At 46.9% G+C, this 15,895-nt stretch carries 16 protein-coding genes; 3 read left to right on the top strand and 13 right to left on the bottom strand.

Features of this window, described 5'->3' with window-relative positions; translation table 11 throughout:
- The 5 genes from FOT42_RS05915 to FOT42_RS05895 all read right to left on the bottom strand — a co-directional run bounded on the left by FOT42_RS05915 (nt 1) and on the right by FOT42_RS05895 (nt 7,014).
- Nucleotides 1-1,125: an efflux RND transporter periplasmic adaptor subunit gene (locus tag FOT42_RS05915; protein ID WP_151889654.1), complete on the bottom strand. Its 1,125-nt coding sequence runs from the start codon at nt 1,123-1,125 to the stop codon at nt 1-3.
- A 2-nt stretch (nt 1,126-1,127) separates the two neighbouring features.
- Complete coding sequence (locus FOT42_RS05910) at nt 1,128-5,474, bottom strand: CusA/CzcA family heavy metal efflux RND transporter (protein ID WP_151889653.1); 4,347 nt, start codon at nt 5,472-5,474, stop codon at nt 1,128-1,130.
- 79 nt (nt 5,475-5,553) lie between these two features.
- Nucleotides 5,554-5,952, bottom strand: a complete 399-nt coding sequence (locus tag FOT42_RS05905; protein WP_151889652.1) for a hypothetical protein — start codon at nt 5,950-5,952, stop codon at nt 5,554-5,556.
- A gap of 82 nt (nt 5,953-6,034) precedes the next feature.
- Nucleotides 6,035-6,532, bottom strand: a complete 498-nt coding sequence (locus FOT42_RS05900) for a hypothetical protein (protein ID WP_151889651.1) — start codon at nt 6,530-6,532, stop codon at nt 6,035-6,037.
- A 5-nt stretch (nt 6,533-6,537) separates the two neighbouring features.
- Entirely contained in the window at nt 6,538-7,014 is a 477-nt protein-coding gene (locus FOT42_RS05895; RefSeq protein WP_151889650.1) for a hypothetical protein, read from the bottom strand.
- 106 nt (nt 7,015-7,120) lie between these two features.
- Between FOT42_RS05895 and FOT42_RS05890 the strand changes: the two genes are divergently transcribed.
- From FOT42_RS05890 to FOT42_RS05880, 3 genes are read left to right on the top strand one after another with little or no spacing between them, the layout of a single operon-like run.
- A complete protein-coding gene (locus FOT42_RS05890) occupies nt 7,121-7,555 on the top strand; it encodes a hypothetical protein (protein WP_151889649.1) in 435 nt (144 codons plus the stop codon).
- Between the two features lie 27 nt (nt 7,556-7,582).
- Nucleotides 7,583-7,990 (top strand): DUF2141 domain-containing protein, encoded by a 408-nt coding sequence (locus FOT42_RS05885; protein ID WP_151889648.1) that lies wholly within the window; start codon nt 7,583-7,585, stop codon nt 7,988-7,990.
- A gap of 9 nt (nt 7,991-7,999) precedes the next feature.
- Nucleotides 8,000-8,392 carry a DUF423 domain-containing protein gene (locus tag FOT42_RS05880; RefSeq protein ID WP_151889647.1) on the top strand — a complete coding sequence of 131 codons (393 nt, stop codon included), beginning with the start codon at nt 8,000-8,002 and terminating at the stop codon, nt 8,390-8,392.
- A gap of 134 nt (nt 8,393-8,526) precedes the next feature.
- Here FOT42_RS05880 and FOT42_RS05875 read toward each other — a convergent pair whose 3' ends face one another.
- The 8 genes from FOT42_RS05875 to FOT42_RS05840 form a co-directional block, all read right to left on the bottom strand.
- Complete coding sequence (locus tag FOT42_RS05875; protein ID WP_192938333.1) at nt 8,527-9,102, bottom strand: hypothetical protein; 576 nt, start codon at nt 9,100-9,102, stop codon at nt 8,527-8,529.
- 99 nt (nt 9,103-9,201) lie between these two features.
- A complete protein-coding gene (locus FOT42_RS05870) occupies nt 9,202-9,915 on the bottom strand; it encodes a DUF4097 family beta strand repeat-containing protein (RefSeq protein WP_151889645.1) in 714 nt (237 codons plus the stop codon).
- Nucleotides 9,916-10,022: 107 nt separating this feature from the next.
- Nucleotides 10,023-10,775 (bottom strand): DUF4097 family beta strand repeat-containing protein, encoded by a 753-nt coding sequence (locus FOT42_RS05865; RefSeq protein ID WP_151889644.1) that lies wholly within the window; start codon nt 10,773-10,775, stop codon nt 10,023-10,025.
- Nucleotides 10,776-10,794: 19 nt separating this feature from the next.
- Nucleotides 10,795-11,586 (bottom strand): zf-HC2 domain-containing protein, encoded by a 792-nt coding sequence (locus FOT42_RS05860; protein WP_192938332.1) that lies wholly within the window; start codon nt 11,584-11,586, stop codon nt 10,795-10,797.
- 2 nt (nt 11,587-11,588) lie between these two features.
- Complete coding sequence (locus FOT42_RS05855; protein ID WP_151889642.1) at nt 11,589-12,113, bottom strand: RNA polymerase sigma factor; 525 nt, start codon at nt 12,111-12,113, stop codon at nt 11,589-11,591.
- Between the two features lie 427 nt (nt 12,114-12,540).
- A complete protein-coding gene (gene feoB, locus FOT42_RS05850; protein ID WP_151889641.1) occupies nt 12,541-14,757 on the bottom strand; it encodes a ferrous iron transport protein B in 2,217 nt (738 codons plus the stop codon).
- Entirely contained in the window at nt 14,754-14,999 is a 246-nt protein-coding gene (locus FOT42_RS05845) for a FeoA family protein (RefSeq protein ID WP_151889640.1), read from the bottom strand. Before FOT42_RS05845 ends, feoB begins: the two co-directional genes overlap by 4 nt.
- An 84-nt stretch (nt 15,000-15,083) precedes the next feature.
- A complete protein-coding gene (locus FOT42_RS05840; protein WP_151889639.1) occupies nt 15,084-15,758 on the bottom strand; it encodes an SCO family protein in 675 nt (224 codons plus the stop codon).
- Nucleotides 15,759-15,895 lie beyond the last annotated feature (137 nt).

Here is a 15,895-nt window from a genome sequence, read left to right as displayed (position 1 = left end):
TTATCCCCCAATCAGGTCAAAGACACCCTTGGTCAAAAATTGGTCCGTCTCCGACCATTCCGTACGGATGATCTCGGTATGGCCATCAAAGGTATTCCCTGGTTTCACGGCCACACGTTCAAAAGTATAACCACCATCTTCCTTGCCCAACAATCTGAGGACGAAGTGGCTGCCCTCGGACTCGATCACTGCTTCTTCTGGCAATGACCAAGTCTTGATGGTGTCCGTCATGATCATGGCATCCACGAACATGCCCGGCAGAAAATTCTCGTCCTCGCGTTCCAAATGGCCATGGACCTGTATGGAACGTTTGGCCCCATCAATGGAGGCTCCCACTAAATGGACCTCTGCGTTGAAGGTTTCTTCGGATGCTTCAGGAATTTTAAATTGGATCTTTTGTCCTTTCTTCACTTTGAGGATGTCCTTTTCGAAAACCGTGAGCTCCAAATGCACATGGCTGTTGTCCACAATCTCCAAAATCTCGGTAGCAGGGGATACATAGCTTCCTCTGCCCACGTTCATTTGGATGATGCTTCCCGAGATAGGAGCATAAATTGCCGCTTCAGGGGAAATTTGCCCCTGTTCCACCTTGCTGGGTGAAATGTTGAGCATCTGCAATTGTTCCCGCAGGCCTTGGTAACGGGCCTTCGCCATTTCATAATTGCTCTTCGCCTGCAAAAAATTCTTTTGTGAGGCTATTTTTTCATCAAAAAGGGTCTGGTTGCGTTCAAACTCGGCCTTCAAAAAATCCAATTGGTTGAAAACCTCAAGATATTCCTGTTGCATCTGTACAAATTCCTGGTTTTCCAAGGTCACCAACAATTGTCCCTTTTTGACTCGGTCGCCGATCAATAGGGAGGTCTTTTTTACGAAACCGCCCATGAAGGCTGTCACACTGGCTCGGTTTTCGGGCGGTACGTCAATCATTCCCGAGGTCTCCACCATTTTGGGGAACGTTCTCTTTTCCATGGTTCCCAACGTCAGGGAATTGGAGTCAAATTGATTTTGTGTCACTACGATTCCCTTTTCCTCTGACTGTTCTTCGGAGGCAGATTTTTGATTGTTTTTATTGCCGCAGCCCGTCAACAAAAGAAAAACAGTGGCAAATTGGATGATATGTTTCATGGTTATAATGTTATGGTCAAGTAATTAATGGCGATTACAGTCTGATTGTATTGGCTGAGCACATCCAGATAATTGAGTTGGATGTCATAGGCGTTCTCCAGACTTTGGATGTATTGGAAAAAGTCGATTTCCCCATTTTGAAAATTTCCGGTGGCCGCCTTCAAGATCTGGTCGGAAAGCTGACCGCCCTCGTCCTCATAATAGGAGAGTTCTTGGGCCTGTTGCTCCAATTGTCCCAACAAGGTTTTGTAGCGTTGGTTCATGGCAACGGTAATCTCCGTGTTTTCCATCTCCGTGATCTTGGTCTGTATCTTGGACGATTTTACCTTGCTGCTATGGCCGAAAAAGAAAATCGGGATGCGAACCCCCAGTTGGATGCCGTACAGCGATGTCCCCAGCCCTTTGTTGGTCCCTTGAAAATACTCCAGGTTCAAGTCGGGCAGCAAGCGGTTCTCCTCCAAGCTCTTTTGGGCATTGCTGAGCTCTTGGCGATGGTCCAAAAAGGTAGTTTCCGTTTCCAACATTCCCTGGGCGTTCAGTACCGTGAGTTTTTTGGGCTGCTCTTCCAGAATGTCCAAGGTATCCCCGCTTTGGACCAAGCTCACAATCTCACCATAGGTGGTCAGGATCTGCTGTTTTATTTTGGAGTAGGTGTTCGTGATCTGGCGTTGCTTGGCCGTGGCCGTCACTTTTTCCAGATAATTGGTCTCCCCAAGTTCAAAACGTCTATTTGCCGCATGGGCAAAATTGCTGTAAATGCTGTCCAACGTCCCATAGAGCTTTGCCTTTTGGGTCAGGGTCTGGTACTGGTAATAGGCATTGCTCAACGATTGGTACAGTTGCTTCTTTTGGATCTCAAAAGATGATTTTTGAAACTCATGTTTGGACTTTTGAAGCTTGTTCTTGGCACCATATACGGTGGGGAACTCAAACTGTTGCTGAGCCCCAAAAACCTTCAAAGGTTCCCCGTTCAATGCAAGGTTGTTTTCATCATATTGGTAATAGATGTCCGTTTTGTCAAACTCAAAAGCAGTTCCCTTGAGGGTTTCCGCTTGATCTACCATCAACGAACCGGCCTGTATCCCCTTGTTGTTTTTCAATGAAAGCGTCATAAGGTCTTCCAGATCCAGCTTGTCTTGGGAAAATCCGGAAGCAGCCATCAAAATAAGCAGGATGGTCAATCCGTTCCGGTTCAATTTTCGTTCTTTTCTTCTTTTTCTCATTCCTTTGAACTTAATATTGTTCGCATACGAATACAAAACGGGCAGGACCACCAGGGTGAGTATGGTCGCCGTCACCAATCCGCCGATCACCACCGTGGCCAAGGGTCTTTGCACCTCTGCTCCGGCGTTGGTGGACACGGCCATGGGCAAGAACCCCAATGCCGCTGCCGATGCGGTCAAGAGTACGGCACGGAGCCTGTCCTTGGTACCCTGTTTGATGAGGTCTTCCATGGAATCAAAGTCTTCGCCTTTGAGCTCTTTGAAATGCTCTATGAGTACGATTCCGTTCAGTACCGCAATACCAAAAAGCGCAATAAAACCTACCCCCGCCGATATGCTGAAGGGCATGCCCCGGAGCCAGAGCAAAAGCACACCTCCCACAGCAGATAGCGGGATGGCAGAGAAGATGAGGAGGGCTTCCTTGACTGAACCAAAGGCAAAATAGAGCATGATGAAAATGAGCAACAATGCAATGGGTACGGCTATCATCAACCTGGCTTTTGCATTTTGGAGATTTTCGAACTGGCCACCATAGGTGATAATGTATCCAGGGGGCAATGTTATGTTTTGATCGATCAGTAACTGCACATCGTCCACAACGGACTGGAGGTCACGGTTTCGAACATTGATGCCGACCACGATCCGCCTCTGGGTATTGTCCCTGGAAATCTTGGCTGCCCCTTTTTGATAGCTGATCTCCGCAAGTTCACTCATCGGGATCTTTCCACCGTTGGGAATGTCGACATAGAGGTTTTTCAGGTTGGAGATATCTTTTCGGTTTTCCGAATCCAACCGAACGGCCATATCAAATTGGCGTTCCCCTTCGAACACACTTCCCACTACTTTGCCTGCAAAACCCATGGCGATCATCTCGTTCAGATCGGCGATATTGAGTCCATACCGTGCAATTTTGGCGCGGTCAAAGGATACGTTCATTTGGGGGAGACCTTCCACTTTTTCCACAATGATGTCCGAGGCCCCTTCCACATTTTGGATAAGGTCCTTGATCTCGTTGGCCTTTTTGTTCAGGATTTCCAGGTCCTGCCCAAAAATTTTGATGGCGATGTCGGCCCGTACCCCTGTGATCAATTCATTGAAACGCATTTCAATGGGCTGGGTGAACTCCAACTCGATTCCTGGAATGACCGCCAAGGCCTCCTTGAACTTGTCGGCGAGTTCATCCTTGGTTTCGGCAGAGACCCATTCACTCTTTGGTTTCAGGGAAATGATCACATCGCTTTCTTCCATGGACATTGGGTCTGTGGGCACTTCTGCGGCCCCGATACGACTCACCACCTGTTTTACCTCAGGAAACTCTTCCAATAGGATCTGTTCCATTTTGGTTGTCGTTTCAATGGTCTTTGTCAAAGTGGTGCCTGTTTTCAAAACGGGTTGGATCACAAAATCCCCTTCGTCCAGTGTGGGAACGAATTCGCCTCCCATCGAGGAAAAGAGCAAAATGGCTCCCACCAACAGTGCAGCTGCAGCGGAAAGGACCAGTTTCTTGCTTTTCATGGCCCATTCGATGATCGGTTCATACCTTCGGTTGATCCAGTTGACCAAACGGGTGGAAATGCTCTTGGGCGATTCCTTGGATGGTTTTAGGAACAATGCGGAGGCCACGGGCACATAAGTGAAACACAACAGAATGGCTCCCAACAGGGCAAAACTGAAAGTCAGGGCCATGGGTTTGAACATTTTGCCCTCCACACCGCTCAAGGATAGAATGGGGATGAACACAATGAGAATGATAAGCTGTCCAAAGACGGCGGAGTTCATCATTTTTGTAGCCCCTTTCAAGGTGATATCATCTTTGGCGGACTGTGTTTCTTCCTTGCCCAAATGGGCCAGATCGGCTTTCTTTTGGGTGATTTGGAAGGCAATGTACTCCACGATGATTACCGCCCCATCTATGATGATGCCAAAATCGATGGCCCCAAGGCTCAATAGGTTGGCATCCACCCCAAAAATGTTCATCAGGGTCAAGGCGAACAGCAAACAGAGAGGGATCACCGATGCCACCACAAGCCCGGACCGCCAATTGCCCAAGAGCAGGACCACAACGAAAATGACGATCAGGCAACCGAGGATCAAGTTTTCCGTTACGGTAAAGGTGGTCCGTCCAATGAGTTCGCTACGGTCCAGAAACGGATTGATATAGACCCCTTCGGGCAAGGATTTGGAAATGGTGGAGACCCGTTCCTTTACGGCCTCGATGACCCGTTTGGAATCGGCATCTTTCAGCATCATGATCTGGCCAAGGACTTTTTCGCCCTCACCGTTGCCCGTGATCGCCCCAAACCGGGGGGCACTTCCAAAACCGACCTTGGCCACATCCTTGATATAAATGGGAATGCCATTTCTGGTGGTCACGACAATGTTTTCGATGTCCTGAAGACTACCGACCAAACCTTCCCCGCGGATAAAATAGGCTTGGTTCACTTTTTCGATATAACCACCGCCGGTAACGCTGTTGTTCATTTCCAAGGCGGTGAAGATTTCTTTTGCGGTAATATTGAAGGCGTTCAGTTTTTGGGTCTGGATGGCGACCTCGTATTGTTTGAGGTGTCCGCCCCAGGTATTGACCTCCACTACCCCGGGAATACCGGAGAGTTGACGTTTTACGATCCAGTCCTGTATGGTCCTGAGTTCTGTTGAGCTGTAAAGATTCTTATAGGCAGGTTCCACATCCAACACATATTGGTAGATTTCGCCCAATCCCGTGGTTATGGGGCCCATCTCTGGGTTTCCGAACCCTTCTGGGATCCGGCTGGTCGCGGACTTTATCTTTTCGGCGATGAGTTGCCTAGGGAGATAGGTCCCCATATTGTCCTCAAAAACAATGGTGACCACGGAAAGACCAAACTTGGAAACCGAACGGATTTCCTTGACCCCCGGAAGGTTTGCCATCTCCAGTTCCACCGGATAGGTGACAAACTTTTCCATGTCCTGGGTGGACAGGCTGTTCGAAGTGGTCAAGACCTGTACCTGGTTGTTCGTAACATCAGGAACGGCCCCGATGGGTATTTGTGACAGCGAATAGAGCCCCACCAAGGCAATGCCCGCCGTAAAGAGAAGAACAATGAACTTGTTCCTTATGCTAAAGGATATAATGTTTGAAAACATAATTCATAGGGAAATGTATAGCGTTATAAATTCAATAAGGCTTACGGAAATAGGTCCAGCAAAGCTGGAATACTATGAATTAGGCTTGTCTTGGAGGCTGAAAAGGCCCATCGCCCCAAATGGGGGAATACGATACTTGATAATGGAAATTACTTACAATGTCGATCGGGACCTCAGAGCTGGATTGGAATATGGGCTCCGGTTCAACCACAAAGGCCATGAGTTGTGAGCACTGGGATTGATGCTGAAAGGGCAATTGCTCGTGCTCTTGCTGTTCCTCTTGGTGTTTTTCGCTGTGGGAAGCCTTCAGCTTGCCATAGTGCTTGGACAGGAACACGATAAAATTATCGCCATATTCATCCGAATGGAACTGGTAGTGCTCAAAAAGCTTGTCCATCTCAACCAAATCGTTGAAATGGATGTTGACGCTCTGTAGAAAGATGAGCAAAGCTGTCCCTATGGTGAATATCTTTTTCATGCCAGTTCCACAAAATTACGAATTCTATAAATCAACCGGATACATGGAAACAATTTAGAATGAATCTGGTTTTGTTGGGGTTTCAATTCTCTTCATCATCATCATCATGATTGATTCCTGGGGGATTGAAAAGCCCCCAACGATCAACAATGTAGTTCCACTGATCGAAGGTGTTGACCCATTCCACAAACAAAATCCTGAACTCTTCGATTTCGTTCCGTAACAACTCGAGATATTCGGTATGTTTGAAGCCCCAAATTTCGAGCCCCGAACAACCGGTCTGTATCTCACGTGCAGCTTTTCTGATGATTGTGGCATTTTCCATGCGGATGTCATAAAGGTCGCCCCCTTCGGCTCCGGCAATTTTAGGGCAGATCAATAGGGCATCGTTCCTGAGTTGTTCTGCATGGTGTCTTAGCAAACTTCGTTCACTTTCTTCGAGGGAGACATATTCCTCCTCGTCATTTACCAACGAAGCGATTTTGTCGGCCACATCAAAAATGTGCCAAGCTTTCTGGTAAATGGGCATTTTTTCGAAATCGCTGTGCGATTTTCCAGATTCGTCCTCTTCTTCAAACATGGTTTTTATTCTTTTAATTCTTGCAAGACCAGGCCATAATCATGCTGCAGGTCTTCGTGGAGCAACGGGATTTTTTTCGCGATGTATTCCAACTGCCGTTGGTAGAGGTTGAGGAGGGTGGTGTTGCGGCGGATGGAGGGCCTGAAATCCTTCAATTTTTCGCAGAAGTACAGCAACAGCTCCACTTCAGTGGCCTTATCGCCCGAATAACGAATATATTTTTTGAGGGTCCTCAGGATTTTCCGGACACTTTTCTTGATGTAGAAAAAGCTGTTGACATTGATCTCCGAGAACATTTCGTCGGTTTCTTGTTTTACAACTTCGATATAGCTTTCCTCACTGTCGGCTTCAAAGAGCAGATAGGTGAGCAGTTCCTTGTTTTCCTTTTTGAAACGGGCCAGTCGCAAACAGAGCTGCATCACCTCATCCTGAGATCGGAACTGGAGTTCTTTTTTCAATTGTGCAATGGTGGCGGCTTTCATAGACTTGGACTTGATCCTTCAAATATACTAGGAATGCATCTTCTTGACCCTTAAAATGAATTGCACTACCTTTAAAGTCGGCAATGCCCTTAAGTTTTACCTTGGTATGGCAACAAAAAAAAGACATTGGTTGTGGAACGTGTTGATTGTTCTCACGCTGGCCCTGTGCATATTCGCCTTTGTGGAACACTACAAAAATTGGTGCAAGATAGAAGAGGGGAACCTAAAGGTTCTTTCCGGCATCTATTACCAAAAAATCCCTTTGATGGAAATAGACAGTGTGGTGTTCGTGGACAAGCTCCCCGAAATGGAGCGTTCCAATGGCTTTTCATGGATGGCCAAGGAAAAAGGGGTGTTCAAGGACTCCATCACCCAGGGCAAGGTCTATGTTTTTGTGGACGACCTGAGGCAGCAAAAGATCAAGGTGGTGCACCACGACTCCCTTAAATTATACTTAAACCTTCAGGATAGCATGGAAACCCAGGGAATATATACTATTTTGCACGACGATTTGATGGAACGCACCAAGCGGCCTCAATGATCGAACTGAAACAGTCCCAAGTTTCCCATGAGAAAAATGCTTTTTTTTACTGTGCTGGCACCCTTATGGGTTTTTTCGCAGAACACCATTTCGGTACATATCAACAATGTGCAGTCCAATGAAGGACAGATCAAGGTGGCCATTTATGATTCCGATGATTCTTTTCTGTCATTTGAGCAGGTATATCGGGGCAGTAATGTGAAGGCCCAAAAAGGACAGGTGATTTTGAGAATGGAGGACATCCCCTCAGGTGAATATGCCTTGGCGGTGTTCCACGATGAAAATGGAAATGGAAAGCTGGACACCAACTGGTTGGGCATTCCAAAGGAAAGGGTGGCATTTTCACATGGGAAGATGAAAACTTTTGGCCCCCCGAAATACAAGGAATGTGCCTTTAAGGTGACCGCTGACCACCAAATCAGCATAGATTTCTAAATAAAAAGTATGGGAACAATTTTGATGGCCCAAGTGATGGGCGCGGTCTATGGCCTTTTGGCGGTGGTTTTTGGCGCTTTTGGGGCCCATGCCCTCAAAAAGAAACTGACCCCTGAACTGCTCCATAGTTTTGAGACAGGGGTCAAGTATCAAATGTACCATGCCATTGTGCTGTTGGTACTGGGTTTCAATCTCAGTTTTGATGGACCATTGGATTCGGCCATCGTCAACTGCTTCATTTTTGGCACTCTCTTGTTTTCTTTCAGCATCTACGCACTGTGCCTGGGTGCTGCCAAAGGGGACAAACCCCGTTGGTTGGGTCCTGTCACTCCCATAGGCGGATTGCTGCTGGTCGTGGGATGGGCCTTGTTGCTCTATTCCTTTGTTTCCAATCTCATTTAGAGCCGCAGGGACATGTTCCCGTTGATCATGTTCAGTTTGCAGGTTACACTGTGATGTTTGCCATATCGCCTGTCATTACTTATGCAAAATTATATGTGAACTTTATGAATGCAATTTTTACTGGTAACCCTACATTACCTTCCCTTATTTTGTATTGATAGTTTGTCAAAATGGCGTCTTAAAATACTTCTTGATAAACTGTCTGAATAGTCTGGACAATTGTAATATTTGCGATGCAATCCATATGACCATTTCTCCAATAAATCATAATCAAAGTCAACCATGTCCTCAATGCGGCTTTCAATGAAAACAAGCTTTAAGGCTTTTTCATCCATAACTCCAAGTCCGGCATCAAACAAATTTTTATCTGGCAACCTTACAAGAACATGATTGCAATCTGAACCATCCGGCTTCATCATAAAAACAATATTGACCGAGTCTTTGAACCTGGAATTCCATTCTTCATAGAAGGCATAGGCAAATTCCCCGCATGGTCCCATGTCGACCCTTGACCATCCATCAAGTGTGCCATAAGTTAAGAGAAGTTCATTTCTAAGCTGATTTAAAACTGCAATGCGATTGTTCTCTATCTGGGTAATGCTGTCTTTGCCCAAGTTCTCAATTTTGGACGAAGCATTAAGTTTGCTCGATTTTGACTGTGAGCATGAAAACAAAAGAATTGCTGAAAAAGAGACCAATAATTTTATCATGATGCATCATTTTTTAGCTTACACACAGTTCTTGTATAGTTTTGGGACAGGGGTCAAATGCTATATGAACAGGCTATTGTACTTTGTTTCCAACCTCATCTAGAGCCTTAGGTACATGTTCCCGTTGATGGTGTTCAGCTTGAGGCGATGGGTGGCCTTGTCGAAACTTCCCTCCACTTTTTGGCCCACATAACGATCGGTGACCTTAAGGTTCAGTTTTTCATCGGCATAAATGTTCCCATGAATTGTTTCGGCGACCAATCTGGAGTCTCTCATCACTAGGTCAATTTCCCCGTTGATGGTCTGTAGGTCCATATCCCCATCATATGTTTTGATGTCGATATTGCCATTGATCAATTCTGCGGTGAAGTTCCCTTGGATGACCTCTGCCTTTAGGTCCCCATTGATGCTGCTCACCTTGAAGCGGGCATTTTTTGGGACATAGAGCACATAGTTGAACTCATAGGTGTCGCCCGTGGTATAGTAGCGCTTCTTTTTATCGGGGTTGTTTTTGTTCCATTCGTCATAAAAGGCCTCGAAAACGGGTTTGGCATCGGATGCAATAGTAATGGAACTGCTGCTCTCATTGATATCGAGCTTGTACAGGTCCAGGAACTTTCCATCCTCTGTGGTAATGTCCGCTTTGAAATAGACGGTGGACTTGTCCCAGGTCTTCACTTCGATGTCGGATGCAAATTTTACGTCAAGGTCAATAAATTGACCGGAGTAGTTGATGTTCTTTTCAATGATTTTTTGGGCAGATAGGGACAGGGTGGCCAATCCCACAAATGCGGCTACAATTAATTTTTTCATGACTTTTCGTTTTTTGATTTTAGTATTTGATTGATGTTTTGTCCTCTTGAGCGCAGCCGAAAGATGGACAACACCTCTCGACTACGCTCGATGTGACAAGGGGGGACTTATTTTTTTCTGAGGTACATGTTTCCATTGGTGGATTTCAGTGTGATGTCCACCCCGCCATTGTTGATGGTTGCGCTTATTTTTCGTCCCAAAACCGACTTGAGGCCATCCTTTTCGTTCAACTTTACGTCAAAATCGGTATAGACGTTGCCATTGATGGTGCTCATGGACAAGTTGGCCGGGGTGTTGCCAGGAAGGCCCACGTCCACGGCGCCGTTGGTGGAATACAGGGAAATGGGGGACCCTTGTTTTACGGTGCCAAATTCCACGGTGAGTTCGCCGTTCAAGGTGTTGGCGGTAACGGGACCGTTCACGTTCAGGATCTTGACGCTGCCATTGAGTTGGGCGTCTGCTTCGATCTCACCCGCAAACCCATCGATTTCGATGTCGCCGTTCCAGGTGCTCTTGGCAGAAATGTTCTGGTTTTTGGGAAGGTAGATCTCGGCCCCTTCGGACTTTCTAAGGTTGGTCACGATAAGGGTGTTCCCGTCTTGGATGACGGAGAAGCCGACGCTGGTGTTGTCCGTTCCCCCTTCGCCCACCAATTTTAGGCCTTTTGCCTTTTCGGGCGTTTCTACTGATGGACCTGATTTGATCAGCAGCTCATTGGAACTGTGTGTCCTTAACGTGATGTCGGATTTGGATTCGATCTTGACCCATTGGACCCCATTCAAGGATTTGGTATAATCGGATTGCGCTTGGGCAATGGTGCCCACCAAAAGGGCGGTTAGCAAAAATGTGAATTTTCTCATGATTTTCGTTTTTTGATGTTTATGTTATACTTGGTAATACAGCTTTGATCTGTTCTTTTATAAAAGGTTGGGTATCTTCCTGTTCCAGCAGTTTTTTCATGGGTTCAGCGGCCTTTCTCTCTTGTATCTGTACCAGAACTTGGATAATGGCCACTTGGATGCTCGGGTTCTTTTCTTTTTCGAGCGCTTCGATAAGCAGGGTTTTTACACTTTCCGAAGAAGTGAACTTGGACAGTGCCTCGAAGGCGGTCAAGCGGACGTTGTCGTTTTCATCATGCAAGAGCCTGTTGCCCAAAGCCTCTATGATGGCTTCATCGGGTTGTTCAAATTCCTCGATATAGTTCACCCCTTGGATGCGCTTGCTGGCCGATTGGTTTTCCATAAGGGAAAGCATGGCGGCCTGTTTCATCTGCAAGGTCTCGTCCCGGAGCAGGGCCATGTCCCCATCGACCTTGCGCTGTTGGAACAGGGATCCCATTTGAAAGGATACGGCCAACAGGGCCACACTGGCCGCAATTTTGAGCAGGTTGCCCCCCCAGTTTGTCTTCGTTTCGGGAGAGGATAGGGGAATCACTTTTGCCAGACTTTCCTTTTCGGTTTCCAGGGCCGTTTCAAACGAAATCCTGAGCCTTTCCGAAGGAACTGGGATGTCTTGGTCGTCAAAGGCGTGGAACAGGGCCTTCATTTCTTCGAGCTCTTGTTGGCATTTGTTGCATTTGCCCAGATGCTGTTCCACTTTTCTCCTGGTTTCCATGTCCAAAGTACCGTCCAGATAGTCTGGGATCAGGTCCGAAATGTGTTTGTTTTCCATGGTCATATGCTTTGTAGGTATATTTTTTTCAATTTTTTCAAGACCCGGCATACTTTGGTCTTTACTGCGCCGGGGGTGCTTCCGATCATTTCCGCCAACTCTTCGTAGCGTATTTCCTTGTATCGGCTCAAGATGACCAGTTCCCGGTCGGCCGGGTCCAGTTGGTTCAGGGCATTCTGCAAGTGGGCATTGTTCTCCATTATTTCGTCTTCTTCCTCTACCGCTTTGTAGGCCAACACCTTGATGTCCTCATGGGGCTTGTGGTCCCTGGTAAAATGTGTTTTCAAGTTGTTTCGGGCGATGGTAAAGAGCCATGACTTGAACGATCCGTTCTTGTACGAGCTCCTGTACTTGATCAATTTGTAAAAGACATCCTGTGTCAGATCTTCGCTCAACATACGATCACCGCACATTTTATATAGAAAATGATAGATATGCTTGTGATATCTGTCGAAAAGGATCTTGAGCAGATCAAGGTTGCCCTCAGCAACTTTTTGCATTATGATCTCATCTGAAAGCGCTTCCAAACAATGTTTTTTAGTTGGTGTTCAACTTATATAGTCTGGAAATTAAAAAAGGTTACACAGAGGGAATGAAAAAAGTCAAAAAAAAATCGCTTTGTGGAAAAAGCGATTGGAATTCGAGGCGGTTGTGGTCAAAACCTTATATGGGATTTTAAATGCTAAACCAAATGAAATTGTCACCTCGAGCGCAGTCGAGAGGTCTATCATGAAATAAGGGTCTTCCCGAAAGCTTTCGGGACGCTCGACCTGACATGGTGTGCCATTTATGGAAATTTGTTATAATCTCAGCTACAACCACAATTGTCCTGACCGCAAGATTTGGAGCCTTTTTTTTTTCCGAAGACCGACTTGGGCAAAAGGAACTTCCAGACCAAATAGCCAACTGCCAGGGCCAAAGTGATGTAGACTAAAATCTGTTGTACTTCCATGACTATGCTAGAATTTGATAAGCGGCCAATGCCACAACATAGGCCAGAACACTCATGAAGCCCAGTTGGATCATGGGCCATTTCCAGGAATTCGTCTCCCGTTTCACAATGGCCAAGGTGCTCATACATTGCATGGCCAAGGCATAGAAGAGCATCAGCGAAACGCCCGTTGCCAAATTGAACAGGGGTTTTCCGGATTCGTCAAGTTCGGCGGCCATCCTGTTCTGGATGGTCTCTTCCTCATCGCTGCCCACGCTGTAAATGGTGGCAAGGGTCCCCACAAACACTTCCCGGGCGGCAAAGGAGGTCAATACGGCAATGCCGATCTTCCAGTCGTAGCCCAAGGGCTTCACAATGGGTTCAAAGGCCTTTCCGGCCTGACCGATATAGGAATGTTCCAATTTGTAGCTGGCAATTTCTTGGGCCTTGGCACTTTCGGTGAGGTCGGCGGTCAAGGTTCGGACCGAATCCCGGACAGCGCTTGGGGCAAGTCCTTCCGACTCCACTTCTTCCAAATAGGAGTCGATGTTGGTCTGGATATAGTTTTTGCTGTAGGTGCTCAGGCCTTCGTTGGCGATTCGTTCACTCACGATTTCCTCGGCATTTTGAAAATCGTCCGAATACCCATTGGACCCCAAGAACCAAAGCACGATGGAAAGGGCCAAAATAATCTTCCCTGCCCCGAACACAAAGCTCTTGGTCTTTTCCAGAACGGTATAGCCCACATTTTTGATCAAGGGCATACGGTAGGTGGGCATTTCCACCATGAAAAGTGACCTACTTTTGATTTTCAAGATCTTGTCCAGTACCATGGCGGAAAACAGGGCCATCCCAAAGCCGAGAAGGTACAGCAGCATCAGCGTCAATGCCTGATAGCTAAGACCCAACACGCTTCCTTCGGGAATCACAAGGGCGATCAATATGAGATACACGGGCAGTCTGGCAGAGCAGGTGGTAAAGGGTGTCACCAAGATGGTGATGAGGCGTTCTTTCCAGTTTTCTATGGTACGGGTGGCCATGATGGCGGGAATGGCACATGCATTGCCCGAAATCAAGGGTACCACACTTTTTCCGCTAAGCCCAAAGGGACGCATCAAGCGATCCATCAGGAAAACGACGCGGCTCATATAGCCCGATTCCTCCAAAAGGGAGATGAAGAGGAACAGAAAGGCAATCTGTGGGATAAAGATGACCACCCCTCCGATACCGGCCAGGATCCCTTCGGCCAACAGATCGGTAAACAATCCGGGAGGCAATGTGTTCTTGATCCACTCGCTTGCCGCGGCAAACTGTTCGTCAATAAAATCCATCGGATAGCTGCTCCACTCAAAAATGGTCTGGAAAATAAGAAGCAGGATGGCAAAGAAAATGAGATAGCCAAACACTTTGTGTGTCAGTATTTTGTCGATGGAGGCCCGCAGTCCCTTTGCGGCCATTTGGTCCACTTTGTAGGTCGATTTCAGCGTATCGTTGATGAACTGATAGCGGAGTACTGTTTCGCGGTGTTGTAGTTTTTTCAGCTCTTCCTTTGATTTGGTGAAAAAGGAAGTGGCATCCTGGATCTGTCGTTTCTCAATGGGCATGAAGTTCACATCCTGCGTGATGACCAACCAAAGCTTGTAGGGGTCCTCGTTGGGGAATGCCTTTTGGAGGTTCTTGAAATAATCCGGGGAAATACGCGATGCATCAAGGTTGGGAGCGGTGGACAGCGATCTGTAATCGGCGATCAACTCTTTGATGCGGTCGATGCCCTCACCTTTGCGGGTACTGACCAAGGCAATCTTGGTGTCCAATTGTTTTTCCATGGCCTCGATGTCCAGCGAAATGCCTTTGCGGGACATCCGGTCCGCCATGTTGATGACAAGGATGGCGGGAATCTTCAGATCTTTGATCTGGGTAAACAGGAACAGGTTCCTTTTGAGGTTTTCCACATCGGTGACCACCACGGCCACATCCGGATAGTCCTTGTCATTTTTGTTGAGCAGCAGTTCCACCACCAAACTTTCGTCCAAGGAGGTGGTGTTGAGGCTATAGGTGCCCGGAAGATCCAGGATATGGGCTTTCACGCCCCTTGGGAGCTTGCATATCCCTTCCTTTTTTTCCACGGTGATACCGGGGTAGTTGCCCACTTTTTGCTTGAGGCCCGTAAGTTGGTTGAAAACAGAGGTCTTTCCGGTATTGGGATTACCGATCAGGGCAACATTGATGTTTTTGCTCATGGGGCTTGGGTTTCTTCAACTATATCAAGCTCAATGAGTTGGGCCAAGGAGCGTCGTATGGCGATGTGGCTTCCATTCAGGTTGATGTATATGGGGTCTTTCAAAGGGGCGATCTGGACGAGTTCCACGCTGTTGCCTGGCAAGCACCCAAGTTCCAAGAGCTTTATGGGCAGCACGTGTTCGGAAAAATCTTTGATGATTCCTTTTTGCCCAAATGCCAAATCGATTACGGTAGCCACAATACTTATTTAGATTGAATTTAATTAAGGACAAAAATAAGTAAAAATGTATAAACAGGAACCAAATCCATGGCAAAGGTTTCGGTGCTATTCTCTGTAACTCTCCTTGAGCACTTTGAGGTCTTCGAGCAGTTTGTGGATCTCCTCCCGATTGGTACCGTCATAAAAACCCCGAATGCGGCGTTCCTTGTCCACAAGGATGAAATTTTCGGTATGGATCATGTCATATGGTCCACCATCCCCATCGGTCTTCACGGCGAGATAGGATTTTCGGGCCAGTTCGTAGATCTGTTTTTTTTCACCCGTCACCAGGTTCCATTTGCTGTCCACTACGCCTTTTTCCAAGGCATATTTTTTCAGTTGGGGAACGGAATCGATCACCGGGGTCACCGAATGCGAGAGCAGCATCACCTCAGGGTCGTCCAGGACCGCGTTTTGGATCTCGGCCATGTTCTTGGTCATGATGGGGCAAATGGTGGGGCAGGTGGTGAAGAAGAAATCCGCCACATAGATCTTGTCCTTGTAATTTGCTTGGGTGATGGTTTCCCCGTTTTGGTTGGTCAGGGAAAAGTCGGCAATGGTGTGGTATTTTTTCTTGTAGTGCAATGTGCTGTCCACCAACGAGGGGTCCACCATGGACGGCTGGTACACCGGGAGCATTTTTTTGGGTTGCAGCGCATTATAGAACAGATAGACGATCACAGCGGAAAGTCCCAACAAAACCAAGCCGAAAAACTTGTATTTGGCAAAGAATGAACCCATGCGACAAAATTACGACCCGAAGGATGATTCTTCAAGCCTTGAGGCTGTTTTTGTTACTAAATCTTTCTTAAATCGGAAACTTATCCAAAACTGCTGTTTTTTTATCACTTCGTAAAAGTTTACTTTTGTGCGTTTTA

Source organism: Flagellimonas hadalis (assembly GCF_007785775.2).
In the GTDB taxonomy this organism is placed as follows: domain Bacteria; phylum Bacteroidota; class Bacteroidia; order Flavobacteriales; family Flavobacteriaceae; genus Flagellimonas; species Flagellimonas hadalis.
This window is presented reverse-complemented; position numbering and strand designations above follow the sequence as displayed.